The organism is Pseudomonas sp. AC247, assembly GCF_979258015.1.
The window spans coordinates 335,001-358,361 of record NZ_OZ409829.1 but is presented as its reverse complement, the minus strand read 5'-3'; the positions used below and the strand labels follow the sequence as shown (position 1 = coordinate 358,361).

Genomic DNA, 23,361 nt, shown 5'->3' with positions numbered 1-23,361 from the left:
ACGATAAAATTATCGTAAAACAATAATTAATTACTGCAAAACGTTAATTTATATTTCACACCGATGGTTTCGCCTCCAGCACTTTGCCATCCAGCGCATCACCGATGGTGAGGAAATGCCCGCCCGCCACATGGTGCAGCGTGCGCAGTGAATCGTGGCCGTCGAAATGCCAGCGCCCTTCGCTGAATACGCGCGCATCGGCGTGAGCGGCAATCACTTCGGCGAGGAACAGATCGTACTGCTGATGGTTGTGCGGCTCCGGCAGCAGCCGGCATTCAAGCCAGGCAACGCAGCCGTCGAGCAGCGGCGCGTCTAGGAGATCTCCGGCAAAAGTTTGCAGGCCATACGCTTCAAACTTGTCGTGGCCCTGATTGCCAACGAGATCCAGACCGGAAGTGGTGCCGACGGTTTGCACGATATCGGCCTGTTGTGCGCACGGTACGTTGAGGACGAAAGTGCCCGATGCTTCGAGCAACTGCCGCGTCCAGGTCGCTTTATCGAGCACCACGGCAACTTTCGGCGGTTCGAAATCCAGCGGCATCGCCCAGGCGGCGGCCATGATATTGCGCTGGCCGTCATGGGCGGCACTGACCAATACGGTCGGCCCGTGGTTGAGCAACCGGTAGGCTTTGTTGAGGGGAACCGGGCGGCGGTGGGAATCGCTCATGGGGATCTGCTCCGGGGAGAAAAGGAGCCGATTGTAGCGCCAGCATCGAAATATCTGCTGGTGAAAAACCTGCAGGAGCGGCGGAAAGCTGCGATCTTTTGATCTTGGACCTCAACATTAAGATCAAAAGATCGCAGCCTCGTTTTACTCGACAGCTCCTACAGGGATTGGGTGGGGCTTCAGTGCGAGAGTTGGTTGGCGAACTGGCCGACGGCGTTGACGACTTTCTGCGCGCCGTCCTGAATCTCGACGATCACCGTGCCCGCCTCTGCCGCCAGCGCCAGGCCTTGTTCAGCCTGGAGCTTGCCGTCGGTCATCAGCGCCACGGCGTTGCGAGCCATTTCCTGGTTCTGTCGCACCACACCAACGATCTCGTCGGTCGCCTGGCTGGTACGTGAGGCCAGTTGGCGTACTTCATCGGCCACTACCGCGAAGCCACGGCCCTGCTCACCCGCCCGCGCGGCTTCGATGGCCGCGTTGAGCGCCAGCAGGTTGGTCTGCTCGGCAATCCCGCTGATGGTTTTGACGATGGTGCCGATCACCAGCGACTGCTCGTTCAGCGCTTCGATGCCTTCCCCGGCGGTTTGCATGTGCCTGGACAAATCGCGCATCACGTTCACCGCTTCGGTCACCACCGTGGTGCCACGCTGGGCGGTGCTGTCGGTTTGCTGCGACGTGCTGTAGGCAATGTTGGCGGCTTCGGCCACGGCTTGTTCGCGGTTCACCTGATCGGTGATCACCGTGGCGAACTTCACTACTTTGTACAGTTTGTCGTTGGCATCGACCACGGGGTTGTAGGACGCTTCCAGCCAGACCGTACGACCATGACTGTCGACTCGCTTGAACCGTTCAGCCACGAATTCGCCATTGTTCAGACGCCGCCAGAAATTCTGGTAATCAACGCTGTTGTACTCCTCCGGCGTGCAAAACATGCGGTGATGTTTGCCCTTGATCTGCGCCAGGCTGTAGCCCATGCCGTTGAGAAAGCGGTCGTTGGCGTTCAGCACATTGCCATTGAGATCGAACTCGATTACTGCCGTGGAACGCACCAGCGCGCCGATCAGGTTTTCGTGTTCGCGAGACGCTTCGATGGTGCGGGTCAGGTCACTGGCAAAGATCGAGATGTGCTTGATCCGCCCATCCGAAGAGCGCACCGGCTGCACAATCGAGCGCAGCCACGCCTCTTCACCATTGCCGCGCATCAGGCGAATGGCCCCGGCGAAATGCTCGCCGCGGGTCAAGGCGTTCTTGAAGCGATGATGGAAATCGTCGGACTTCACATGCACCGGTACGATGTCTTCAATCGCCCGACCAATGAGGTCGTGGCTCTTGTAGAGCATCTCGTTGAGGAAGTTCTGGTTGACTGACTGCACCCGGCCATCGGGCTCAAGGTTCAGCACCAGCATCTCGCTTTCCAGGCTTTCCTTCACTTGTACAAGGCTGGAGAGTTCTTCACGAAGAGCGGCCAGCTCTTGCTTCAGGCGTTTGTTGAACATGGCAAGGTACCGATGGGCAGGATAGAAAGCGGGATGCAGCCTAACCATCGGCCTTGGAAAGTTTTTCTGAAGCGCCCTTGCGACCCGTCAGTCAAAAATAATTCGACTGCGCACGATCAGGCCGGGCCCGCCACCTGACACTGTCCCGTACGCGGCATCCGCGCGCCGAAATACGCCGCAGCCAGAATGCCCACCACGCCCATCACCGCGCAGAAAATCACACAGATCCACGGGCTCCACGGCATCAGACCGATCAGCAACAACGGTGTGAAACTGGCCCAGGCGGCGTAAGCAATGTTGTAGGTGAAGGAAATACCCGACACACGAATGCGCGCCGGGAACAAACCGACCATCACCGAAGGCACCGCGCCGACAACGCCACAGGCGAGACCGGCGATGGCGTAGGCGATGCCAATCCAGTCGCCGCCGCTGATCAGGCAGCCGTAGAGCACGCCAATGCCCAACGGTAGCAACAGGCTATAGAGCATGACCGTGCGCCAGGCGCCAATGCGGTCGACCAGCAGCCCGGCGAGCACGCAACCGATATTCAGAAAGACGATGCCCAAGGCGCTGAGGGCGAAGGTGTGGCTGGCGGACATGCCGAAGGTTTTCTGCATCATCGTCGGGGTGATGACCACGAACACCACCACCGCCGAGGTCAGCACGCAGGTCAGCAGCATGGCCGGCAACATCGCCAGACGGTGTTCCCGCAGCACCGTGCGCAACGGCAGTTCGACGCGCGCCTCGCGTTGCGCTTCCATGGCCATGAACACCGGGGTTTCGCTCAGCCAGCGACGCAGGTAGACGCCAATCACGCCGAACACACCACCGAGCAGGAACGGATAACGCCAGGCGTAATCGAGGATTTCCGTCGGGGTGAAGACTTGTGCCAGGAACGTCGCGGTCAGCGCGCCGATCAGGTAACCGAAGGTCAGCCCGGCTTGCAGAAAGCCCAACGCATAACCGCGATGGCCGGTCGGCGCATGTTCGGCAACGAACACCCAAGCGCTCGGCACTTCACCGCCCACCGCCGCGCCTTGCAGGATGCGCAGCGCCAGCAACAGCAGCGGCGCGAAATAGCCGATCTGCGCATACGTCGGCATGATCCCGATCAGCAGGCATGGCAGCGCCATCATCAGGATGCTCAGGCTGAAAACTTTCTTGCGCCCGAGTTTATCGGCGAAATGCGCCATCAGAATCCCGCCCAGCGGCCGAGCCAGATAGCCGGTGACGAAGATGCCGAAGCTTTGCAGCAGACGCAGCCACTCGGGCATTTCTGGCGGGAAGAACAGCTGGCTGAGGGTCAGGGCGAAGAATACGAAGATGATGAAATCGTAGATCTCCAGCGCCCCGCCAAGGGCCGCAAGGCCGAGGGTTTTGTAGTCGGAGCGGCTGAACGGCGCGGGTTTGGCCGTGGATTGGGCAGTCATGGCAAAGAACTCTGGATCAGGCAAAAAACCAAGGCGCCCATGGTCTACGCAAACGGGCGGATGGACAACCCGTTAGACCATAGTCCCGGTTTTGCAAAACCTGCTCACAAAGCGTCGGCAGTTGAATTACTGTTGAGACATGGCGACCCCCACAGTCAAACCCCTGTAGGAGTGAGCCTGCTCGCGATGGCGCCAGATCAGTCAATTCACATGTTGAATGAACGGACGCTATCGCGAGCAGGCTCGCTCCTACACAGGTAATGGGTGTTTCGTCCGCAACACCACAATAACCATAAAAATCCGAGGTATTCCTGTGGCCGTTGATATCGAAGATAGCCGCTCTGCACGATTTGCCCTGCGCTGTTCAAGTTTTGCCGAACGCTGGTTTCCCGATTCCTGGGTGTTCGCCGCGTTAGCCGTCATCATCGTTGCGCTGGCGACGCTGGCGATGGGCGCCAAGCCCACCGATGCCGCCATGGCCTTCGGTGACGGTTTCTGGAGCCTGATCCCGTTTACCATGCAGATGGCCTTCGTGGTGATTGGCGGTTACGTCGTCGCCAGTTCGCCGCCCGCTGTAAAACTGATCGACCGTCTGGCGCGAATCCCCAAGAACGGCCGCTCCGCCGTGGCCTGGGTCGCATTGATCTCGATGGTCGCTTCGTTGCTCAACTGGGGCCTGTCGTTGGTGTTCGGCGGTTTGCTGGTGCGCGCCCTCGCCCGCCGCAGCGATCTGAAAATGGATTACCGCGCCGCCGGTGCCGCAGCGTATCTGGGCCTCGGCGCGGTATGGGCGTTGGGCCTGTCCTCGTCGGCGGCACAGTTGCAGGCCAACCCCGGCAGCCTGCCGCCATCGATCCTGTCGATCACCGGGGTGATTCCGTTCACCGAAACCATTTTCCTCTGGCAGTCCGGGGTCATGCTGCTGGCGCTGATTGTGATCTCGATCATCATCGCCTACGCCACCGCGCCCGGCCCGAACTCTGCGCGGGACGCCAAGGCCTGCGGCATTGACCCGGCCTTCAATCTGCCGCCGCTGCAACCACGCACCCGCCCGGGTGAATGGCTGGAACACAGCCCGCTGCTGATCATCGTGCTGGTGCTGCTGGCGGCGGGATGGCTGTTCCACGAGTTTTCGACCAAACCGGCGATCACCGCGATCTCCGGGCTGAACACCTACAACTTTCTGTTCATCATGCTCGGCGCCCTGCTGCACTGGCGTCCGCGCAGCTTCCTCGATGCCGTGGCCCGTGCGGTGCCGACCACCACCGGCGTATTGATCCAGTTCCCGTTGTACGGCTCGATCGCCGCGCTGATGACCACGGTCAAAGGCACCGATGCGCAAACCCTGGCGCATCACATCTCGACGTTCTTCGTCAGCATCGCCTCGCACGACACCTATGCGCTGCTGATGGGCGTGTATTCGGCGATTCTCGGCTTCTTCATTCCGTCGGGCGGCGGCAAGTGGATCATCGAAGCGCCGTACGTGATGCAGGTCGCCAACGATCTGCAATACCACCTCGGCTGGGCGGTGCAGATCTACAACGCGGCGGAAGCCCTGCCGAACTTGATCAACCCGTTCTACATGCTGCCGCTGCTCGGGGTGCTTGGGTTGAAGGCGCGGGATCTGATCGGCTTCTCGTTCGTGCAGTTGCTGGTGCACACGCCACTGGTGCTGCTGTTGCTGTGGGCGCTGGGGACGACATTGGCGTATACGCCGCCGGTGATGCCGTAGTTTGAGTTGATTGCACCTGCTTCAGGGCGGGTGCAATCAATCTGACGCGGTGGGTAAGGAGGCTAGTAATTCAGGCAAAGCGCAATGAACCGTTTCCCACACTACAGCCAGGTTGATATCGAAGTAACCGTGAGCAATCCGGTTACGCATTCCGCGCATATTGCGCCAGGGAATCATTGGATGCTGCGCCACGAAATCCGGAAAGCGGTCCATTATTTTGGTCGCGGCCTCGCCAATGATGATCAGACTCATGATGACCGCTTGCTGAGTTCGCTTATCGTCAACGAACTCTTCCTTGCTCAGGCCTTACACAAAGATCAACGCATCGCTCGACGCCTGGCGCATGTGCTCAAGGTAATCGCTGAGGCGGTTTTCGGTCATACGGGACGGGCCTGATCAAGAACCTTCTGGCGAAATTTCAGCGGGAGGTCTCCTGGAGTCAGTAAATCAACAGTGACACCCAGCAGGTCCTCCAACTCAACTTGAAGCCCACCTAGATCGAACAGGGTAGTGCCGGGCAAGGGATCTACCAACAAATCAAGATCGCTTCCTTCCATGTCCGTACCTAACAACGCGGAACCAAACACCCGAGGATTGGCCACGCGAAAACGGCCTATAACCTCGCGAACGGCTGATCGCTGCAAATCAAGAGCAGTGGAAGGTTTCATGGCTCACCCATGCCAGATTCAATGTAGCGCCAGTCTAGCAGTGCTTGAGAGCTGCAAACACCGCGCCTTTTGTAACCCAACCGTCACACACCCTTGCTAGCGTCCGCCCGAAACATACTGAAACATTTAAGCAGAACGGGCTGAGACATGATCGACGAAACAGACGGCACCGACGCACCTTCCCCTGAATCCGACAATCCCACCGACACCAGTCGCCGCCGCTTCCTCGGGGGTGTCGCGGTGCTCGGCGTCGGCGCGACGCTGGCGGCCTGTGGCAACACCGGCGAACAGCCCGGCAAACCGGCCGAACATCCGTTAACCCCGACCGAACTGGACAAGGCCCTGCGCGAGCAGGTGAAAACCGTAGTTGTGATCTACGCCGAGAACCGCAGTTTCAATAACCTGTTCGGTGATTTTCCCGGTGTCGAAAAGCCGCTGGCGGCGCTCAAGCCCGCCGACTATCAACAACGTGATCGCGACGGCTCATTGCTGCAAACCTTGCCGCCCGTCTGGGGCGGCACCTTGCAGATCGGCCCGCAAACCCTCGATGGCGTGACCTACCCCAGCGCCACACAGTTTCAGGAAAACCTGCCCAACGCGCCGTTCGCCCTTAAAGGCCCGAGCGGCGAGGATCTGCCGTTCGGCCTGGTGACGCGCGATCTGTGGCACGTGTTCTACCAGAACCAGATGCAGATCAATGGCGGCAAGAACGACAGCTTCGTCGCCTGGGCGGACTCCGGCGGTCTGACCATGGGCCATTACGCCCAGAGTCGCTATTCATTGCGCCTGTGGGATGTCGCCAGGGAATTCGTGCTGTGTGACAACTTCTTCCAGGGCGCTTTCGGCGGCTCGTTCCTCAATCACCAGTACTTGATCAGCGCCACCGCGCCGTTCTATCCGGACGTGGCCAATTCGGTGGCCAAGTCGCAGATCGCTGCCTTGCACAGCGACGATCCGAAAGATTCGCGCCTGAAACCGCTGGAACAGTCCCCAGCCAGCGCCATGACCGGCCCGCCGCAGTTCGGCCCGAGTGCATTGACCCCGGATGGTTTTGGCGTCAATACCCTCGCCCCGCCCTACTGGCCGACGTGGATTCGCGACCCGCAACGCCCGGCGTATGCCAAGCCCGATCTGCCCAACGTCATGGTGCCGCAGACTCACGAACACATTGGCGACAAGCTGTCGAAGAAGAATGTCGATTGGGCGTGGTACGCCGGTGCGTGGCAAGCGACGCTGGAGCAGTTCAAGGATTCCGGCGGCATCCCGAAAATCCCCAACTTTCAGTATCACCATCAGCCATTCAACTACTTCAAACAGCAAGGCCCGGAAAACCCCGCCGAGCGTGACAAACGCCTGCGTGATGCCGGTCTGGGTGACGAGTCAACCAGCAACAAGTTCTTCGCCGATGCCGAGGCCGGCAAGCTGCCGGCGGTGAGTTTCTATAAGCCTCAGGGCAACCTGAACATGCACGCCGGTTACGCCGACGTTGCCTCGGGGGATCGCCATATCGTCCGCGCATTGAAGGTTTTGCGTGAAAGCCCGCAGTGGAAAAACATGGTGGTGATCGTCACGGTCGATGAAAACGGCGGCTGGTGGGATCACGTCGCGCCGCCCATAGGCGATCGCTGGGGGCCGGGGTCACGGGTGCCGGCGTTGGTGGTGTCGCCGTTTGCCCGCAAAGGTACGGTGGATCACACGGTGTACGACACCGCATCGATCCTGCGTCTGATCACCCGGGTGTTCCAACTGGAAACGCTCGACGGTCTCAAGCAGCGCGATGAAGCGATGATCGCTCGTGGCCAGAAACCCATGGGCGATCTGACCAACGCCCTGCAGTTCCGGGCCTGAGCAAAGGTGCAAAAAACTGCGCATGACCGCTTTTCTGCGCCACGCGGCTGATCCACTATGAGCCGCCCCGACCGACGGGAACCACGCTGAAAAGGATCTGAGCATGTTCAAACTCGCAGGACTGACCCTCGCCGCGCTGACGTTGAGCGCGGCCGCCCACGCCGATGTCGACTTGAAGCTGGGCAGCACCGAACGCGTCACGCGCCTCTTCGCCTACCCCAACAATTGCAACGTGATCTGCTTTCGCAACTGGTCGCTGGAGCAGACCGTCGCCCACTACCTGAGCCAAAGCGTGCAGCGCGACGGCTACACCGAAGCCAGGGTTCTGGTAAAAAACGATAACGGCCGGCTCTACGCTGAAATCAGTGGTGTGCCAAAGGGCTATGACAAGCCGCTGTCCGCGCTGCTCGACGCTGGCGACCTGGCTTATACCGGCGCCAGCAAACTCAACGCCGACGGCAAATGGGCGTACAGCTGGTACCTGTTCCTGCCGCTGGGCATGGCATTGGAAAATCGCAAAAGTATTGAGTTGCTGCACTTCCCGCCGGATTACTCACTGACTCAGGCGCAGGATTATTTACGTTCCAACACCACGGATCGCTGGGCGGCGCTGCTCACTTTCAACGGCATTCCCGCCGAGCAGACGCCAGCCTTCCAGACCATCATCGACATCGCCCCGATCGCGGCGCCGTCCAGTGCGGGCAAGGATCTCGAAGGCGTCTATGACTACTTCAAGGACTATCAGACCACGCTGGTCCAACAGTTCAGCCAGAACGGCGCCGGCACCACCCTGCCGATGGTCGCATTCGGGGCGCCGGTGCGTAACTGGATCAAGCAGCAATACGGGCCGACCGTGAATGTCCTCGGCCTGGCGACCATCAGCCCGAGCGCAGGCGTGAAAGTGCCGGTATTGGGCTCCAACCACCCGAGCTACATCTGGTACGCCGCTGACCCGGCGAGCTACGACGGCGACGCGGCCAAGGCAGACGCGGCCGGCCTCAAGGTCATGGGTCAGGACTTGAGCGCCGCCTGCTGGCAGGCCGACATGGGCACCAGACCGGCAAGCAATGCGCAGACCACGCTCAACAATTGCACGCAGACCTGGCAAGTGACGCAGAAAGGCAAGACCTGTGAACTGTTCTACACCTCGATCCGTAACCTGAGCCAGCCAGAGGCCGCCGCCAAATGCGCCTCGACGCCAATCAAGGCGCAACTCAAGCAATTGCAGGCGCCACTGCCGCAAGCCGCCGTTGCAGCACCGCATCTGTAACCGATGACGGGATTCCCGTGTCAGCCAGAGCTGACGCGGGGATGCGTCTATCTCGCCTGTCAGATCTGACAGTAGACCCGTCTCGGCACATACACGACGATTGGTTCCACAGAACGTGTTGCAGGACTGACAGGACGTCAGCCTTCGGGAGTCGCAACACCCGAACAACAAGGAACGTTATGAACAGCCATGCCTTTCAAGCCAGTCAGGCGAGGGATGCAAAAGGGATTTATCCGTTCGCCGGACTGCCTGTTCGCCTGGGTTTCCCCTCCTGCCTTGATTTCGAAATCGTTCACCCGGACGCGGGCAATGGCGCAGCAGTGGTGGCCCGGCGGGATTTTCTGCGTATCAGTCGGATGTGCCGGGTGTCCGGGCAATTGCTGCCCTATCGGTGTCGGCAAACCCGCCAGTTGCAGATCGGCATTCACATTTACGACCCGCGTTTTTGCGGCCTGCTGGAGCACTCCTGCGACCCCAACGTCTTTCTCGACATGAGCGAGTTATGGCTGTGGGCGCTGAAAGATATCCACAGCGGCGAGCGCCTGACCATGGATTACGCCGCCACCGAAGACAAACTCCTGCAGCAGTTCGCCTGCACGTGCGGAGCGTCGCTCTGTCGCGGGTGGATCACCGGCTACGACGATCCACCCAACCTTGAAGGTCAGCGTTTTCTCCAGCGCTGGCGACATTCGAGCGGGCGCTGACGCGTGTCTTACGGCGCGCCGACCGGACGCAAACGATATTGCGGCGGCAACTGCTCGAAACCACTGATGGTGGTGTTGAGACTTTTCCAGCGACCGTCCTTGATGCCATAGATGCACCCGTGGATCGACAGGCTCTGCCCGCGATGCCAGGCGTTCTGGATGATGCTGGTGTGGGCGACGTTGGCCACTTGCTGGACCACGTTGAGTTCGCAGAGCCGATCGACCTGCTCTTCTTCGGTCGGCAACTTGGCCAGTTCTTCGCGTTTTTCGTAGTACAGATCGCGGATCGACCGCAGCCAGCCGTCGATCAGGCCGAACTGACGGTCCTGCATCGAGGCGCGCACACCGCCGCAGCCGTAGTGGCCGGTGACAAGGATGTGTTTGACCTTGAGCACATCGACCGCGTACTGAATCACCGACAGGCAATTGAGGTCGGTGTGCAGCACCACGTTGGCAACGTTACGGTGAACGAACAGGTCGCCGGGCAACATGCCAACGATTTCGTTGGCCGGCACGCGGGCGTCGGAGCAGCCGATCCACAGGTATTCCGGCGTTTGCTGGCGCGCCAGCTTGGCGAAGAAATCCGGGTCTTCCTTGGTGATCGCGTCAGCCCAACGCTCGTTGTTATCAATCAGGTCTTGTAAGTCGTGCATGCTGTAAGGCCTCAAGAAAGATGCGCTGGTATGACAGTCGACCGCCCGTCGGGGTCACGCCGCCAACGCAAGTGATTTCATGGGAATTCTCGTGTGCCTGGTGAGTCCACCTTAGTAAGGCCCACAGTATGAGGATTTGCCATGACTGATTCACGACGCCCTTACGATGCGGTGCAACCGGAGCCCATCGATGATAACGAAGACCGCATGGGTTCGGTGCATGAGCTGGATTTCGATGAAGACGAGCCGAGCGCGAAGATTGGTGATGAGATTCCAGAACGTGAACGCGAGCAGTTGATGCCCAGTGAGCGCGTGCGTGAGGCGGGCATGACCGGGGCTTCGGTCAGCGATCATGAGCCAACGGACGATGACATGAGCCCGGAAACCCTGATTCATGAAGACGGTGCGCGGGATGCCGAAGAGGCCGGTGAAGGTAATCCGGCAGATTGGGACTTGAGCCTGGTCGATGAAGACGACATCGGCGGCGGTAACGGGCTGGATGAAGCGGAGCTGGCGCGACGCGATCCGCTGGACGGTAACCGCTAACAGCCCCGATCCCTGTAGGAGCTGCCGCAGGCTGCGATCTTTTGATCTGTTTTTGCATGAGCCGGAACAGGATCAAAAGATCGCAGCCTGCGGCAGCTCCTACAGGGGGATGTTGTATCCGCAGAATGAGTCAGGGGATCAGTCGACTAGGGTGCAGGCCATGACCACAGCGTCTTCGCGCCCGCCCACCGCCGGATAATAATCCCGGCGCCGGCCGATTTCGTTGAAACCATAGCGCTCGTACAAGCGGAACGCCGAGCGATTGCTGTCGCGCACTTCGAGAAAGCACTCCCGAGCTTGCGCCGCATACGCCCGCGACATCAGATGCTCGAGCAACGCCAGCCCCAAGCCTCGCCCCTGATTCTCCGGTTTAACCGTGATATTGAGCAGGTGCGCCTCATCCAGAATGATCTGCACCACGCCATGCCCGACCTGTTGCTGCCCTTCGAACATCAGCCAGATCTGGTATTTACCCAGGCCGTCGAGAAAAATCCCCCGAGTCCATGGATGGCTGTACGCGGCGAATTCAATCTTCAGCACAGCGTCCAGATCCGCCTCGATCATCGGGCGGAAGGTTACAGCGTCACTCATTCGATTCTTTCCAGCGCGCCATCAGCCGACGCATGGCTTGCCACACAGCGGCTTTGCGCTGTGGCTCTTCCATTAACAACTCCAGACCGGGAATGGCCCAGGCCGAGCCCAGACCTTCGATCTGCAATTCACGATTGAATGCTTCAGCGTCCGCCTCACCGGCAAAACGCACCGCCGGCAGGCCGATCAGCCACAGGCAGGCGCACGGTGCGGCTTCCATTTGTACCGAAAGGAAACCCTGGACGAAGTCGCGCGCCGCCTCCGGGCCCTGATCCATGGTGCCGCGATTGAGCCACGGCCAACGCACTGGCTCGCCGACGATTTGCGGTGCATCCGGCAGACCGGCGGCGCGCAGCATGTCTTTGAGCAGCAGATAAGCCGGGTCGCGGCTCTGGAACGGTTCGCCTGTGGGTAACTCGACCAACAGCAGGCAGCGCCCGGCACGGAGCAATTGCAGAGCGAAACGCGGTGGCGGCACCGGCGCGGGTTTGGCCACCACGGGGGTGTCGTCGGCCGCTTCTACCGGTTTGGCATTGGTTCGGGTGCTGGCCAGCGAAGGGCGCGGCACTTCGATCTTTGGCCGTTCGCTCGGGCGCACAGCAGGCTGCGCGGGCGCTTCAACCTGAGGCGCGTGCATCACCTGCGCCTCTACCTCGGGCTCGGGCATGTCCAGCAGCTCGGGCCGCGACGGCGCGGCGAAAGGCAATTCGGTGCGCGGCAGCCAGTTGACCACCTGCATGGCGTTCAAATAGGCGCGGCGGCGGGACTCGATTAGCAAGGGTCGGCCACTTGTGGATAACTGAAGTGGGCTGATTCTACCGCCCTTCGCTCAAGATCGCCCGTTGTTGATCGATAGACTTGATCAACGTCTTCCACAGGGAGAAACGCGACAGTCCGTCCCGAGAGTGAATCGCCTCCTTCATGATGCAGTACAATCGCCGCTTTTCATTGCCAACCAGCCGGGCATTCCGATGATCGAACCCAAGCGCGTCTTGCGCGCCCTCGCTGAACACTGGGCGCTTCTGGAGCCTTTGTGCGAGCATTTCGACCAAGGCACATTGAGCCTCAACGAACTGCGCGCGCAACTGGCCGCCCAACAACTGGACAGCACGCCACAGGACATCACCAGCCTGCTCGACGTGTGGATTCGCCTCGATATTCTGATTCCGGTGGCGAAAAGCCCGAACCGTTTCGAGCTGAACGCGCAGATTCACGACTTCCTCGCGTACTTGCGCCGTGAACACCGCTTGGGCCTATGCCTGGAAATCGAAGCGTATCTGCGCCACCTCGAGCGTCTGGCTGGTTACATCCAGGACGCCTTCGACATCCGCGACGGCCACGACCTCGCGCGCCAATTGCGTTTGCTCGACATGCGCGTGCGTGACGTGCTGAAGAAACTCGACAACGACGAACAGGCGCTGGTGGCGGTGGCCGAACGCGCCAAGACCAGTGACCGGCAGATTCCGCTGCGTCAGCGTTACGCCGAAGTGCTGGCGACGTGGGACGAATACGTCGAGCCGATGATCGATCTGGTGAACGCCGACGGCGCCTTCGAACAAGGCGTGCGCAAGGTCGAAACCGTGTTGCTGAAGATGCTCAGCGAGCAACAGCGCCTCGGTCACTTGGTTGATGACGACATGTTGTTGCGCACCCACGCGCGCATCCTCGAAATGCAGACCAGCGCTCAGTTGACGTTGCGTCACGCCCGCGAATTGCTGCTGCCGCTGCGTGAAGAAGCGCGCCGGCACAACGCCGTGACCCGTGGTGCCGCGCTCGCATTGGCGGCGATTCGCCGCAAAGGCATCGACGCCGTGCCGCAAGCGGCGATGCCGCTGTTCACCCGTCCGCAAAGCACCTTCCTCGGCAGCGCCAGTCAGGTCGAAGCCTACGTGTATGCGTTGGCGCGTTTCGAGCCGAAACCGGCGCGCTTCCCGAAAGCGCACAAGACCCAGAAAGGCGAAGCCCCCCGCGCGCCACGCACCGTGCGCGAGATGGTCGACCGTTGCGAAGAAGCCCTGCCGATGCCGGATCTGATGACCTGGCTGCTTGAGCAGGAACCAGACGGCGCCACCGACGAATTGCTCTACTGGTTCTCGCGCCTGTCGCGGGAAAAGCGCTTCAAGCGCGAGCGTCTGGAACGCCGCGAATACCACACTCACGAGCACCAGGTCAGCCTGCGCTCCTTCGCCCTGCTCTCGGCTAGCGACAGCGCCGCCGAGGATTCTGCGAGCGCCCTCTCTGCAGGTACTTCAAATGCAACTTGATCTTTCCGAACTGTCGCAACTCGCGCCGATCTTCCGCGAGCTGTTCAAGGGTTACCACGTCAGTCGCCGTGATCCGGAGTTGTACGCGCAACTGTCGAACTTCCAGGATCAGTACCGCACGCTGTTCAAGGCGTTGGGTTTTGAACTGGTCTGCGACACCCGTGGTTTCTACTACTTCGTACCGGACATGGCCGCAGCGGCGGTGAACAAGACTGCCCAGCGTCTGGCGTTGTTCACCTTCATCCTCGTCGAGCACCTGGCCGATCAGGGCCGCGACCCGATCGCCGTGCTCGATGGCGGCAGCCTCGGCCGTGAAGAACTGCCATCGTTGCTGGAGAAGTACCGCGACCTGTTCATTCAGGCCGAAGTGCAGACCGTTGAAGAACTCGAAGAAAAGATCATGCGCCGCATGACTCAACTGGGTTTCGCCGGCGAAGAAAACGGTGTGTATCGCTTCCTGCCGCCGATGCACCGTTTCCTCGACGTGTGCCTGTCGGTGCAGCAAGACCGCGATCTCGCGGCCAGCGTGCACAGCGTTCTGCCGCTGCCAGCCCCGGTGCTGATCGACGAAGCGGCGGAAGCCAAATTCCTCGAAACCGACGACCCGCTCGATCTCAGCGAATTCGATGAAGAGAGCGAAGAAGAAGCACTGGCTCGCGCCATTGCCGAAGAACAGGAGTCCGACGCATGAGCCAGGAACGCTACGGCATCCGCCGCTTTGCCCTTTTGAACACCGCCGGTTACAGCCTCGGCCTGTTTCCGCTGGAAGAACCGTTGTCGGTTTACGGCGCGAACAACCTCGGTAAATCGGCGTCGATCAACGCCTTGCAGTTCCCGATTCTGGCGCGCATGTCGGACATGAGTTTCGGCAAGTACAGCCTCGAACAATCGCGGCGCTTTTACTTCGCTTCCGACACCAGCTACATCCTCGTCGAAGTGAATCTGCCGCACGGCCCGCACGTGATCGGCGTGGTCGGGCGCGGCCCGGGCGGTGGTTTCGGTCACCAGTTCTTCGCCTACGCCGGCAAGCTCGATCTGGCGCATTACCAGAAGAACGACACCTGCCTGCGCCAGAAAGAGCTGTTCAGCAACCTTGAGAAAGAAGGCCTGAAAGCCTACGAACTCAAGCCGGATGAACTGCGTCGTTTGCTGGTGGGCGGTCACACGTCTATTCCTTTGGATCTGACCCTGATCCCGCTGCGCTCCACCAGCGAGCAGAGCCTGAAGACCTTCCGCGCACTGTTCATCAACCTGCTGCACATGCGCGAAATCACTGCGGCCAAGCTCAAGCAGTTGTTCCTTGATGCCTTCGAACACAGCCTGCGTTCGGGCAGCGTCGACTACATCGCCGCGTGCGAAGAAGCCTTCCGCGACGTGCGTCGTATGGAACAGGACTACAACTCGCTGGTCGCTGCCGGCCCGTTGGTTGAAGCCTTGGCCAACGGCGTGAAACAGCGCGACGTGCTGCGCGGCAAACTGCATCGGCTGTCGCCGCTGCTCGACTCGTTGCTCGGTACCTGGTCGGATTACGCCAGTGCGCGCAAGGAAGAATTGACGATTCAGGCCGACCATTACCGTGGTGAGCAGGACAGTCTGCAAAACGATCAGCGCGGTGGCACCCAGGAACTGATGCGTCTGGAGCGGGAAATTTCCGGCATCCAGCGTTGGCTCGGCGAATTGTCGGTGTTGAAGAATCGCTTCGCCTTGGTCGATGACGTCAAAGTGCTGGAGCAACAGTTGCTCGCGGCCAAAGACGCGCACGACGAACTGGCCGGTGCCTTGGCGCAATCGCGTCAGTTCAGTGCCGAAGATCTCGAAGAGCGTCTGCGCGATCTGGAAAAACGCCTGAAGTCGGTGAAGCTGCAACTCGATCACGCCGACAACAACAGCTATGCGCGTCTGCGCGAAGAGTTCTCGCAACAGGACGTCGAGCGCCTGATGCGCCTGTTCAACAGCGCACTGTTCAGCCTGCCGCTGGGCGAACACGGCATCACCCTCGACGACGATGGCGAGTGGGTCAAATCGGTCGAGCTGATCCTTGATGGCTTCAAGGGCGAGCGTTTCGAAGTGCCGGGCCTGTCCATCGACATCTCCAATATCGAACCGCCGGCCCTGCAAGCGCTGGCCGACCGTGCCGCTTTGCGCGATCAGAAAGAGCGTCTGGAAAAAGAACTCAAGCAACTGAAAACCCAACAGGCCGTTGCTGCCGACCGCGCCGCGAGCAAGACCCAGACCGAAGCGCTGTACCAGCAAGTGCTGGACGCGCAGAAAGCCTTGGAAGATTTCCGCCGTACGCAGACTTTGAGCGCTGAAGAAAGCGACAAGCTCGAGCAACTGGCGCAGATGGAAGGCGCGCAGGACGAACTCAAGCGTTCCAGCGATGCCTTCACCGAACGCGTCCAGCAACTGTCGGCCAAGCTACAACTGGTCGGCCGGCAGATCGCCGATATGGAAGCCAAGCAACGCACCCTCGACGATGCGCTGCGCCGTCGTCAGTTGTTGCCGGCGGATCTGCCGTTCGGGACGCCGTTCATGGATCCGGTCGATGATTCGATGGACAACCTGTTGCCACTGCTCAACGACTATCAGGACAGCTGGCAAGGCTTGCTGCGCGCTGACGGTCAGATCGAAGCGCTGTATGCGCAAGTACGTCTGAAAGGCGTGGCCAAGTTCGACAGCGAGGACGACATGGAGCGCCGTCTATCGCTGCTGATCAACGCTTACGCGCACCGTACCGATGAAGCGCTGACGCTGGGCAAGGCCCGTCGTGCAGCGGTCACCGACATCGCCCGCACCTTGCGCAACATCCGTAGCGACTACGACAGCCTCGAGCACCAACTGGCGCTGTTCAACCGCGAGATCAACAAGCGTCAGGTCTCCAACCTGCAGAGCTTCCGCATCGTCCTTGCGCCGAACAAGGAAGCGCTCAAGCACATCGACCAGATCATCCACAGCGCCGGTCAGTACGAAGAAGGCGAAACCCTGTCGGTGTTCGACCTCAGCCAAAGCGCCGAGCAGGACAACAAGAACGAAGAGGCCAAGGAATATCTGGCGCGGCTGGTGGCGGCGAACCACAACCAGCTCGGTCTCAAGGATCTGTTTGAGCTGGCGTTCGAGATCACCAAGGTCAACGGCCAGCCGGTGATTCACACCGACATCGACGGCGCGGCGTCCAACGGTACGACCATGACCATCAAGGCGCTGACCAACATGTACTTGTTGCTGCACTTGATGGATCGCGACCTGGCCGGCCGCGTGCGTCTGCCGTACTACCTCGACGAAGCGGCGGACATCGACGAGAAGAACCAGGCCGCACTGCTGGAAACCAGCCTGCAACTGGGCTTCGTGCCGATTCTGGCGAGCGTGAAGCCGCAGGTCTGCGCCAGTGTCGCGATCGACCTGGAAGGCGGCAGCGGGCCGGCGGGTATCTACATTGATGAGGCGGACTGGAAGTACATCCGTCGCCATGATGTGGTGAAGGCGACGGTGAATGTTGAGGCGGATGAGCCGGCGCTGGATGCGGTTTGATCGGCGTTAACTGAAGGCAATAAAAAGGGCCGCGATCTGTTTGGATCGCGGCCTTTTTTATGCTTGGGATTTGTGCTGATTTTGCGGGCCCTATCGCGAGCAGGCTCACTCCTACAGTTGGAATGCATTCCCCTGTAGGAGTGAGCCTGCTCGCGATGGCGCCACTTCAGACGCCGCGAGGTTACTTACCGAGTGAAATCTTCGGCGCCCACGTCAGCCACTCATCCTCAAACTTGTCGAACAACGGGAAAGTCTGCTCAGCCCGCGCCGGGTTGCCCATGCGCTCACCCTCCGGCGTAGCAAAAGCAATCCCGCCCTGAATCGCCGTCTCCAGCGATTCGGTCCGCACTGTCAGCCCGTTGAACAACCCGATATCAAACCCAACACCGCTGGTGTTCCAGAACCGGCTGCCACTGCGCACCAGTGGTGCGTATTTCGGCTCGATCAGAATGTGCACCAACACGCGATCAGCGGTCTGGCCCAATTCATAACCGGTCACCTTACCCACGGTTATTTCACGGTAAGTCACCGGCACACCCGGTTTCAGCGAACCACGGCGGGCAGCGCTCAGTACCAGACTCAACCCTGCTTCCTGCTTGGTCACTTCCGGCGCATTGGCCAGCGCGACAAAGTTCTTCTGTGGGCCAAGATTCTTCGCCGCCGGTTGCACTTCGATGTACTTGCCGGTCACCAGGGTTTCCAGATTCTCGGTCTTGATCAGGCCGAGCTCAGGCTTGACCACCCAGAACTGGCTACCAACTCGCGCGATCTTTTCTGGCACTTCAGTGATGCGCGCGGTGAGGATGACCGACTGCAGGTCATCAGTCAGATCGACACTTTCAATCTTGCCGACGTCCAGTCCTTTGAAGCGAACCGGCGTGCCACTGCTGAGACCGTCGGCGCGATCGACTTTGATCGTCACTACGCTGCCTTTTTTACTGGCATCGTCATGATTGGCGAACAACCGGAAGCGCGGAATGCGTTTCTGCAGCGGCGCCTTGGCTTGCGGCGTTTCGAAGGCGATACCGCCGGCCATCAGGGTTTGCAGCGACTCACTTTTTACTTGAATACCGCCAGTCAGACCACCAGTGAGGGTGACACCGCTGACGTTCCAGAAACGCGTCGAGGCGTTGACCAGATTTTCATATTCCTTCTCGATGTGCACGCCAACGATGATCTGCTTGCGCGTCCTGGAGAACTGATAGCTCTGGACCGAACCGACCTTGACCTGCTTGTACAGGATCGGACTGCCGACATCGATCGAGCCAAGGGTATCGGTGAACAACACCAGGTGCAGGCCCGGCGAGCGCAGATCCAGTGGCGGCGCTTTCGGCCGTGCTTCAAACTCGCGTTTCGGTGCTGCGCCTTTGTCACCCGGGCGTACGGCGATATAGTTACCCTTCACCAGAGCTTCCAGCCCGGTGATACCCGCCAGGGAAATCGACGGTTTGACCACCCAGAACTGCGTGCCGTCGACCAGATAATCTTCGGCCAAAGGATCAAGCGTCAGTTCGGCGGTGGCGCTGTTCAGATCCGGATCGACCTTCAAGGCTTTCAGGTTGCCGACCTGAATGCCTTTGTACATCACTGGCGTGCGGCCAGCCTGCAGGCCTTCGAAGTCGCTGAGTTTGACCTTCACGCGAATCCCGGCAGCAGCGGCGTCGAAATCCTCGTAGAGACGGAACGGCAGGCTTGGATCGGTCGGCGGACTGTCCTTACGGTTTTCCGGCGTGGCGAAGGCGATACCACCGGCGACGATGCTGGCGAGCGACTCGCTGCGCACTTTTACCCCGGACAGGTTGGCGTCGATGCTGATGCCGCTGGCGTTCCAGAAACGCGTGTGTTTGCGCACCAGTTTGGCGTAGGTCGGTTCGATGAAGACTTTCAGTTCAACGGTGCTTTGGTCTTCCGAGAGCAGGTAACTTTTGACCTGGCCGACCTTGATCTGTTTGTAGAACACCGGGCTGCCGCGGCTCAGTGAACCGAGTCGATCAGCCTTGATGGTCAGGTGCAGGCCAGGCTTGGCGTCGGACAGCGGCGGCTCTTCGGAAAGCGCCTTGAACTTGCGAGTCGGCTCGCCTTCACCAGGACTGATGGCGACGTAGTTACCGGAAACCAGGGTTTCCAGTCCGGTGATACCGGCCAGAGTGACGCTCGGTTTGACCAGCCAGAAGCGCGTGCTGGTCTTGAGGTATTGCTCGACGTCCTTGTTCATCTCCACGGTGGCGATCACGCCTTTGGAGTTGCCCTCGTCATCGAGCTTGAGCGTCTTGACCTTGCCGACCGACATGCCTTTGTACATGACTTCGGTCTTGTTGGCCTGGATGCCTTCGCCGCTCTCGAAGCGGACCTGGATCTCGATACCGGTTTCGGAATAGGCACGCCAGCCGAGCCAGCCACCGATGATCAGCGCGATCAGAGGCAGTACCCAAATGGCAGACCAGTTCGAGGCCGGTCGGGTTTTCGCTACGGGCAAATCAGTCATGGTCGTCGTCCGACTCCGTGTTATCCCAAATCAGTCGGGGATCGAAAGTTACTGCGGCGAGCATCGTCAGAATCACCACACTGGCGAAGGCGATGGCGCCAAGATTGGCTTCGACACTGGCTAGCCGGCCGAAGTTGACGACCGCCACGAGAATGGCGATCACAAAAATATCGAGCATCGACCAGCGACCGATGAACTCGATGAAGCGATACATCCAGATGCGCTGACGGGCCGACAACGGCTGGCGTCGTTGCACCGAAAACAGCAGCAGCGCGATGCCGACCAGTTTGAAGGTCGGCACCAGAATACTGGCGATAAAGACTACGGCGGCAATCGGAATCATGCCGTGCTGCACCAACTGGATCACCCCGGACATGATGGTGCTCGGATCACCCTGCCCCAAAGAACTGACAGTCATGATCGGCAGAACATTGGCCGGAATATAGATGATCGCGGCCGTGATCAGCAGCGCCCAGGTGCGGGTCAGGCTGTTCGGCCGGCGAGCGTGAACCAAGGCACCGCAGCGGGTACAGGTTTGCTCGTCGGTGTCCGCTTCCCGCCTGTTTAACTCATGACATTCGGTACAGACCAGAATGCCCGCATCAATCGCCCGCATGCGCGTCTTCTCCTGATAACGCCTGCCAGATCTGATGCGGTGACATCACCACTTCCAACCAGACCTGTACCAACAACAGTCCGATAAAACACGCCAGCCCGAGGCCTACAGTAATCGCCGCCATGTCCGCCAGTTTGACGATCGCCACCAGTACGCCCATGAGGTAAACCTCGAGCATTCCCCAGTCTTTGAGGTGGTGGTAAATGCGATAGAGCAGCAGACCGTAGCTACGGCCGAAGTTGAAACGAATCGTCAGTAAAACGAACAGCTGACACAGCAACTTGAGCAGCGGTATGGCCATGCTGCACAGGAATACGACAATCGAAACGCCCTGCATGTCGGTGTTGAACAGGCCGAGAACGCCGCTCCAGACCGTATCCTGCGAAGACTGTCCGAGGATATTGAGCTGCATGATGGGCAAAAAGTTTGCCGGGATGTACAACAATAACGCTGCAATCACCAAGGCAAGGCTGCGCTGCACCACGTTATGACGGTGAGCGTACAGTTCGTAACCGCAGCGTGGGCAGAGGGCTTTCTCGCCGTGGGCAAGCGTCGGCTTGCGCATCAGCAGGTCGCACTCGTGACAGGCCACCAAGTCTTCCAGCGGTAAATCTGACAGCCCGGGGGCGTCAACCGACTCTGACATAAAGGCTCTGGCTCCGAATAAGGTGGGGCTATTCTAGTGTTCTGGTTTGAAAATAACTGTGCAAATTTGTTCGCTGATCGCAGTTGAAAAACTTTTCTTGCGGGCAAAACAAAACCCCAACTGCTTTCGCAATTGGGGTTTCGGAATTTAATCTTGACGATGACCTACTCTCACATGGGGAAACCCCACACTACCATCGGCGATGCATCGTTTCACTGCTGAGTTCGGGATGGGATCAGGTGGTTCCAACGCTCTATGGTCGTCAAGAAATTCGGGTACTGAGTCGTGACCAGATGGCCTCGCTTCAGCAAATTGGGTATGTGATAGCTTTCGGTGTTTGTGAACATCGAACTTTCGGTTCGTTTCGTCTTCACACACCGCAATCTGGCCTTTCGACTCAAATTGCTTGGGTGTTATATGGTCAAGCCTCACGGGCAATTAGTATTGGTTAGCTCAACGCCTCACAGCGCTTACACACCCAACCTATCAACGTCGTAGTCTTCGACGGCCCTTCAGGGAACTCAAGGTTCCAGTGAGATCTCATCTTGAGGCTAGTTTCCCGCTTAGATGCTTTCAGCGGTTATCTATTCCGAACATAGCTACCCGGCAATGCCACTGGCGTGACAACCGGAACACCAGAGGTTCGTCCACTCCGGTCCTCTCGTACTAGGAGCAGCCCCTCTCAAATCTCAAACGTCCACGGCAGATAGGGACCGAACTGTCTCACGACGTTCTAAACCCAGCTCGCGTACCACTTTAAATGGCGAACAGCCATACCCTTGGGACCGGCTTCAGCCCCAGGATGTGATGAGCCGACATCGAGGTGCCAAACACCGCCGTCGATATGAACTCTTGGGCGGTATCAGCCTGTTATCCCCGGAGTACCTTTTATCCGTTGAGCGATGGCCCTTCCATACAGAACCACCGGATCACTAAGACCTACTTTCGTACCTGCTCGACGTGTCTGTCTCGCAGTCAAGCGCGCTTTTGCCTTTATACTCTACGACCGATTTCCGACCGGTCTGAGCGCACCTTCGTACTCCTCCGTTACTCTTTAGGAGGAGACCGCCCCAGTCAAACTACCCACCATACACTGTCCTCGATCCGGATAACGGACCTGAGTTAGAACCTCAAAGTTGCCAGGGTGGTATTTCAAGGTTGGCTCCACGCAGACTGGCGTCCACGCTTCAAAGCCTCCCACCTATCCTACACAAGCAAATTCAAAGTCCAGTGCAAAGCTATAGTAAAGGTTCACGGGGTCTTTCCGTCTAGCCGCGGATACACTGCATCTTCACAGCGATTTCAATTTCACTGAGTCTCGGGTGGAGACAGCGCCGCCATCGTTACGCCATTCGTGCAGGTCGGAACTTACCCGACAAGGAATTTCGCTACCTTAGGACCGTTATAGTTACGGCCGCCGTTTACCGGGGCTTCGATCAAGAGCTTCGCGTTAGCTAACCCCATCAATTAACCTTCCGGCACCGGGCAGGCGTCACACCCTATACGTCCACTTTCGTGTTTGCAGAGTGCTGTGTTTTTAATAAACAGTCGCAGCGGCCTGGTATCTTCGACCGGCATGAGCTTACGGAGCAAGTCCTTCACCCTCACCGGCGCACCTTCTCCCGAAGTTACGGTGCCATTTTGCCTAGTTCCTTCACCCGAGTTCTCTCAAGCGCCTTGGTATTCTCTACCCAACCACCTGTGTCGGTTTGGGGTACGGTTCCTGGTTACCTGAAGCTTAGAAGCTTTTCTTGGAAGCATGGCATCAACCACTTCGTGTTCTAAAAGAACACTCGTCATCAGCTCTCGGCCTTAAGATCCCGGATTTACCTAAGATCTCAGCCTACCACCTTAAACTTGGACAACCAACGCCAAGCTGGCCTAGCCTTCTCCGTCCCTCCATCGCAATAACCAGAAGTACAGGAATATTAACCTGTTTTCCATCGACTACGCTTTTCAGCCTCGCCTTAGGGACCGACTAACCCTGCGTCGATTAACGTTGCGCAGGAAACCTTGGTCTTTCGGCGTGGGTGTTTTTCACACCCATTGTCGTTACTCATGTCAGCATTCGCACTTCTGATACCTCCAGCAAGCTTCTCAACTCACCTTCACAGGCTTACAGAACGCTCCTCTACCGCATCACCCGAAGGTGATACCCGTAGCTTCGGTGTATGGTTTGAGCCCCGTTACATCTTCCGCGCAGGCCGACTCGACTAG

18 protein-coding genes, 2 rRNA genes and 2 pseudogenes (1 of these 22 cut by a window edge) are annotated in these 23,361 nt (G+C 59.2%); 8 read left to right on the top strand and 14 right to left on the bottom strand.

From position 1 onward, the window contains the following. Positions 1 to 55: 55 nt before the first annotated feature. From ACZZ0B_RS01745 to ACZZ0B_RS01730, 4 genes and pseudogenes are all read right to left on the bottom strand, one after another. Complete coding sequence (locus ACZZ0B_RS01745; RefSeq protein ID WP_463544245.1) at positions 56 to 667, bottom strand: flavin reductase family protein; 612 nt, start codon at positions 665 to 667, stop codon at positions 56 to 58. A 179-nt stretch (positions 668 to 846) separates the two neighbouring features. After that, positions 847 to 1,284: pseudogene (locus tag ACZZ0B_RS01740) on the bottom strand (methyl-accepting chemotaxis protein); the annotation flags it as partial. A 102-nt stretch (positions 1,285 to 1,386) separates the two neighbouring features. Further along, positions 1,387 to 2,073 (bottom strand): annotated as a pseudogene (locus tag ACZZ0B_RS01735) (PAS domain-containing protein); the annotation flags it as partial. Positions 2,074 to 2,279: 206 nt separating this feature from the next. Next, positions 2,280 to 3,593 carry an MFS transporter gene (locus tag ACZZ0B_RS01730; RefSeq protein WP_463544244.1) on the bottom strand — a complete coding sequence of 438 codons (1,314 nt, stop codon included), beginning with the start codon at positions 3,591 to 3,593 and terminating at the stop codon, positions 2,280 to 2,282. A 313-nt stretch (positions 3,594 to 3,906) separates the two neighbouring features. On the opposite strand from ACZZ0B_RS01730, the gene ACZZ0B_RS01725 reads away from it, so the two are divergent. After that, positions 3,907 to 5,325: a short-chain fatty acid transporter gene (locus ACZZ0B_RS01725; RefSeq protein WP_440094296.1), complete on the top strand. Its 1,419-nt coding sequence runs from the start codon at positions 3,907 to 3,909 to the stop codon at positions 5,323 to 5,325. Positions 5,326 to 5,361: 36 nt separating this feature from the next. On the opposite strand, the gene ACZZ0B_RS01720 is transcribed toward ACZZ0B_RS01725, so the two are convergent. Together ACZZ0B_RS01720 and ACZZ0B_RS01715 are read right to left on the bottom strand one after the other, a co-directional pair. Beyond that, positions 5,362 to 5,577 carry a HepT-like ribonuclease domain-containing protein gene (locus ACZZ0B_RS01720; RefSeq protein ID WP_440094295.1) on the bottom strand — a complete coding sequence of 72 codons (216 nt, stop codon included), beginning with the start codon at positions 5,575 to 5,577 and terminating at the stop codon, positions 5,362 to 5,364. A gap of 125 nt (positions 5,578 to 5,702) precedes the next feature. Continuing rightward, positions 5,703 to 5,993, bottom strand: a complete 291-nt coding sequence (locus ACZZ0B_RS01715; protein WP_045123053.1) for a nucleotidyltransferase family protein — start codon at positions 5,991 to 5,993, stop codon at positions 5,703 to 5,705. 147 nt (positions 5,994 to 6,140) lie between these two features. Between ACZZ0B_RS01715 and ACZZ0B_RS01710 the strand changes: the two genes are divergently transcribed. From ACZZ0B_RS01710 to ACZZ0B_RS01700, 3 genes are all read left to right on the top strand, one after another. Beyond that, on the top strand, positions 6,141 to 7,841 hold the full coding sequence (locus tag ACZZ0B_RS01710) for an acid phosphatase (RefSeq protein WP_463544243.1): 1,701 nt from the start codon (positions 6,141 to 6,143) through the stop codon (positions 7,839 to 7,841). A gap of 103 nt (positions 7,842 to 7,944) precedes the next feature. Next, a complete protein-coding gene (locus ACZZ0B_RS01705; RefSeq protein ID WP_463544242.1) occupies positions 7,945 to 9,111 on the top strand; it encodes a hypothetical protein in 1,167 nt (388 codons plus the stop codon). A gap of 179 nt (positions 9,112 to 9,290) precedes the next feature. Next, positions 9,291 to 9,815: an SET domain-containing protein-lysine N-methyltransferase gene (locus ACZZ0B_RS01700; RefSeq protein WP_158836225.1), complete on the top strand. Its 525-nt coding sequence runs from the start codon at positions 9,291 to 9,293 to the stop codon at positions 9,813 to 9,815. Positions 9,816 to 9,823: 8 nt separating this feature from the next. Here the strand turns inward: ACZZ0B_RS01700 and can are convergent, their stop codons facing one another. Next, complete coding sequence (can, locus tag ACZZ0B_RS01695; protein ID WP_008079586.1) at positions 9,824 to 10,468, bottom strand: carbonate dehydratase; 645 nt, start codon at positions 10,466 to 10,468, stop codon at positions 9,824 to 9,826. 141 nt (positions 10,469 to 10,609) lie between these two features. On the opposite strand from can, the gene ACZZ0B_RS01690 reads away from it, so the two are divergent. After that, positions 10,610 to 11,014 (top strand): hypothetical protein, encoded by a 405-nt coding sequence (locus ACZZ0B_RS01690; RefSeq protein WP_008079587.1) that lies wholly within the window; start codon positions 10,610 to 10,612, stop codon positions 11,012 to 11,014. Positions 11,015 to 11,152: 138 nt separating this feature from the next. Here ACZZ0B_RS01690 and rimI read toward each other — a convergent pair whose 3' ends face one another. Next, positions 11,153 to 11,605 carry a ribosomal protein S18-alanine N-acetyltransferase gene (gene rimI / locus ACZZ0B_RS01685; protein WP_463544241.1) on the bottom strand — a complete coding sequence of 151 codons (453 nt, stop codon included), beginning with the start codon at positions 11,603 to 11,605 and terminating at the stop codon, positions 11,153 to 11,155. Then, positions 11,598 to 12,344 carry an energy transducer TonB gene (locus ACZZ0B_RS01680; protein ID WP_463546902.1) on the bottom strand — a complete coding sequence of 249 codons (747 nt, stop codon included), beginning with the start codon at positions 12,342 to 12,344 and terminating at the stop codon, positions 11,598 to 11,600. The genes rimI and ACZZ0B_RS01680 overlap by 8 nt, the downstream gene beginning before the upstream one ends. 232 nt (positions 12,345 to 12,576) lie before the next feature. Here ACZZ0B_RS01680 and mksB point away from each other — a divergent pair, with 232 nt between their 5' ends. From mksB to mksF, 3 genes are read left to right on the top strand one after another with little or no spacing between them, the layout of a single operon-like run. Next, a complete protein-coding gene (gene mksB, locus ACZZ0B_RS01675; RefSeq protein ID WP_008079590.1) occupies positions 12,577 to 13,869 on the top strand; it encodes an Mks condensin complex protein MksB in 1,293 nt (430 codons plus the stop codon). Then, a complete protein-coding gene (gene mksE, locus ACZZ0B_RS01670; protein ID WP_463544240.1) occupies positions 13,859 to 14,560 on the top strand; it encodes an Mks condensin complex protein MksE in 702 nt (233 codons plus the stop codon). The genes mksB and mksE overlap by 11 nt, the downstream gene beginning before the upstream one ends. Further along, on the top strand, positions 14,557 to 17,397 hold the full coding sequence (mksF, locus tag ACZZ0B_RS01665) for an Mks condensin complex protein MksF (protein ID WP_008079592.1): 2,841 nt from the start codon (positions 14,557 to 14,559) through the stop codon (positions 17,395 to 17,397). Before mksE ends, mksF begins: the two co-directional genes overlap by 4 nt. A gap of 181 nt (positions 17,398 to 17,578) precedes the next feature. Here mksF and ACZZ0B_RS01660 read toward each other — a convergent pair whose 3' ends face one another. From ACZZ0B_RS01660 to ACZZ0B_RS01640, 5 genes are all read right to left on the bottom strand, one after another. Then, positions 17,579 to 19,882 (bottom strand): PqiB family protein, encoded by a 2,304-nt coding sequence (locus tag ACZZ0B_RS01660; RefSeq protein WP_463544239.1) that lies wholly within the window; start codon positions 19,880 to 19,882, stop codon positions 17,579 to 17,581. After that, complete coding sequence (locus ACZZ0B_RS01655; RefSeq protein ID WP_008079595.1) at positions 19,875 to 20,498, bottom strand: paraquat-inducible protein A; 624 nt, start codon at positions 20,496 to 20,498, stop codon at positions 19,875 to 19,877. Before ACZZ0B_RS01655 ends, ACZZ0B_RS01660 begins: the two co-directional genes overlap by 8 nt. Further along, positions 20,485 to 21,144, bottom strand: a complete 660-nt coding sequence (locus ACZZ0B_RS01650) for a paraquat-inducible protein A (RefSeq protein ID WP_008079596.1) — start codon at positions 21,142 to 21,144, stop codon at positions 20,485 to 20,487. The genes ACZZ0B_RS01655 and ACZZ0B_RS01650 overlap by 14 nt, the downstream gene beginning before the upstream one ends. Before the next feature lie 151 nt (positions 21,145 to 21,295). After that, positions 21,296 to 21,411: ribosomal RNA gene (gene rrf, locus ACZZ0B_RS01645) — 5S ribosomal RNA — on the bottom strand. A 150-nt stretch (positions 21,412 to 21,561) separates the two neighbouring features. Beyond that, a 23S ribosomal RNA gene (locus ACZZ0B_RS01640) occupies positions 21,562 to 23,361 on the bottom strand (it continues 1,094 nt past the right edge of the window).

Excerpts from the sequence above, each read along its gene's own strand:
- ACZZ0B_RS01745 (WP_463544245.1), bottom strand. The coding sequence starts at position 667 with ATGAGCGATTCCCACCGCCGCCCGGTTCCCCTCAACAAAGCCTACCGG.
- ACZZ0B_RS01730 (WP_463544244.1), bottom strand. The coding sequence starts at position 3,593 with ATGACTGCCCAATCCACGGCCAAACCCGCGCCGTTCAGCCGCTCCGAC.
- ACZZ0B_RS01720 (WP_440094295.1), bottom strand. The coding sequence starts at position 5,577 with ATGAGTCTGATCATCATTGGCGAGGCCGCGACCAAAATAATGGACCGC.
- ACZZ0B_RS01715 (WP_045123053.1), bottom strand. The coding sequence starts at position 5,993 with ATGAAACCTTCCACTGCTCTTGATTTGCAGCGATCAGCCGTTCGCGAG.
- ACZZ0B_RS01710 (WP_463544243.1), top strand. The coding sequence starts at position 6,141 with ATGATCGACGAAACAGACGGCACCGACGCACCTTCCCCTGAATCCGAC.
- ACZZ0B_RS01705 (WP_463544242.1), top strand. The coding sequence starts at position 7,945 with ATGTTCAAACTCGCAGGACTGACCCTCGCCGCGCTGACGTTGAGCGCG.
- ACZZ0B_RS01700 (WP_158836225.1), top strand. The coding sequence starts at position 9,291 with ATGAACAGCCATGCCTTTCAAGCCAGTCAGGCGAGGGATGCAAAAGGG.
- can (WP_008079586.1), bottom strand. The coding sequence starts at position 10,468 with ATGCACGACTTACAAGACCTGATTGATAACAACGAGCGTTGGGCTGAC.
- ACZZ0B_RS01690 (WP_008079587.1), top strand. The coding sequence starts at position 10,610 with ATGACTGATTCACGACGCCCTTACGATGCGGTGCAACCGGAGCCCATC.
- rimI (WP_463544241.1), bottom strand. The coding sequence starts at position 11,605 with ATGAGTGACGCTGTAACCTTCCGCCCGATGATCGAGGCGGATCTGGAC.
- ACZZ0B_RS01680 (WP_463546902.1), bottom strand. The coding sequence starts at position 12,344 with ATGCAGGTGGTCAACTGGCTGCCGCGCACCGAATTGCCTTTCGCCGCG.
- mksB (WP_008079590.1), top strand. The coding sequence starts at position 12,577 with ATGATCGAACCCAAGCGCGTCTTGCGCGCCCTCGCTGAACACTGGGCG.
- mksE (WP_463544240.1), top strand. The coding sequence starts at position 13,859 with ATGCAACTTGATCTTTCCGAACTGTCGCAACTCGCGCCGATCTTCCGC.
- mksF (WP_008079592.1), top strand. The coding sequence starts at position 14,557 with ATGAGCCAGGAACGCTACGGCATCCGCCGCTTTGCCCTTTTGAACACC.
- ACZZ0B_RS01660 (WP_463544239.1), bottom strand. The coding sequence starts at position 19,882 with ATGACTGATTTGCCCGTAGCGAAAACCCGACCGGCCTCGAACTGGTCT.
- ACZZ0B_RS01655 (WP_008079595.1), bottom strand. The coding sequence starts at position 20,498 with ATGCGGGCGATTGATGCGGGCATTCTGGTCTGTACCGAATGTCATGAG.
- ACZZ0B_RS01650 (WP_008079596.1), bottom strand. The coding sequence starts at position 21,144 with ATGTCAGAGTCGGTTGACGCCCCCGGGCTGTCAGATTTACCGCTGGAA.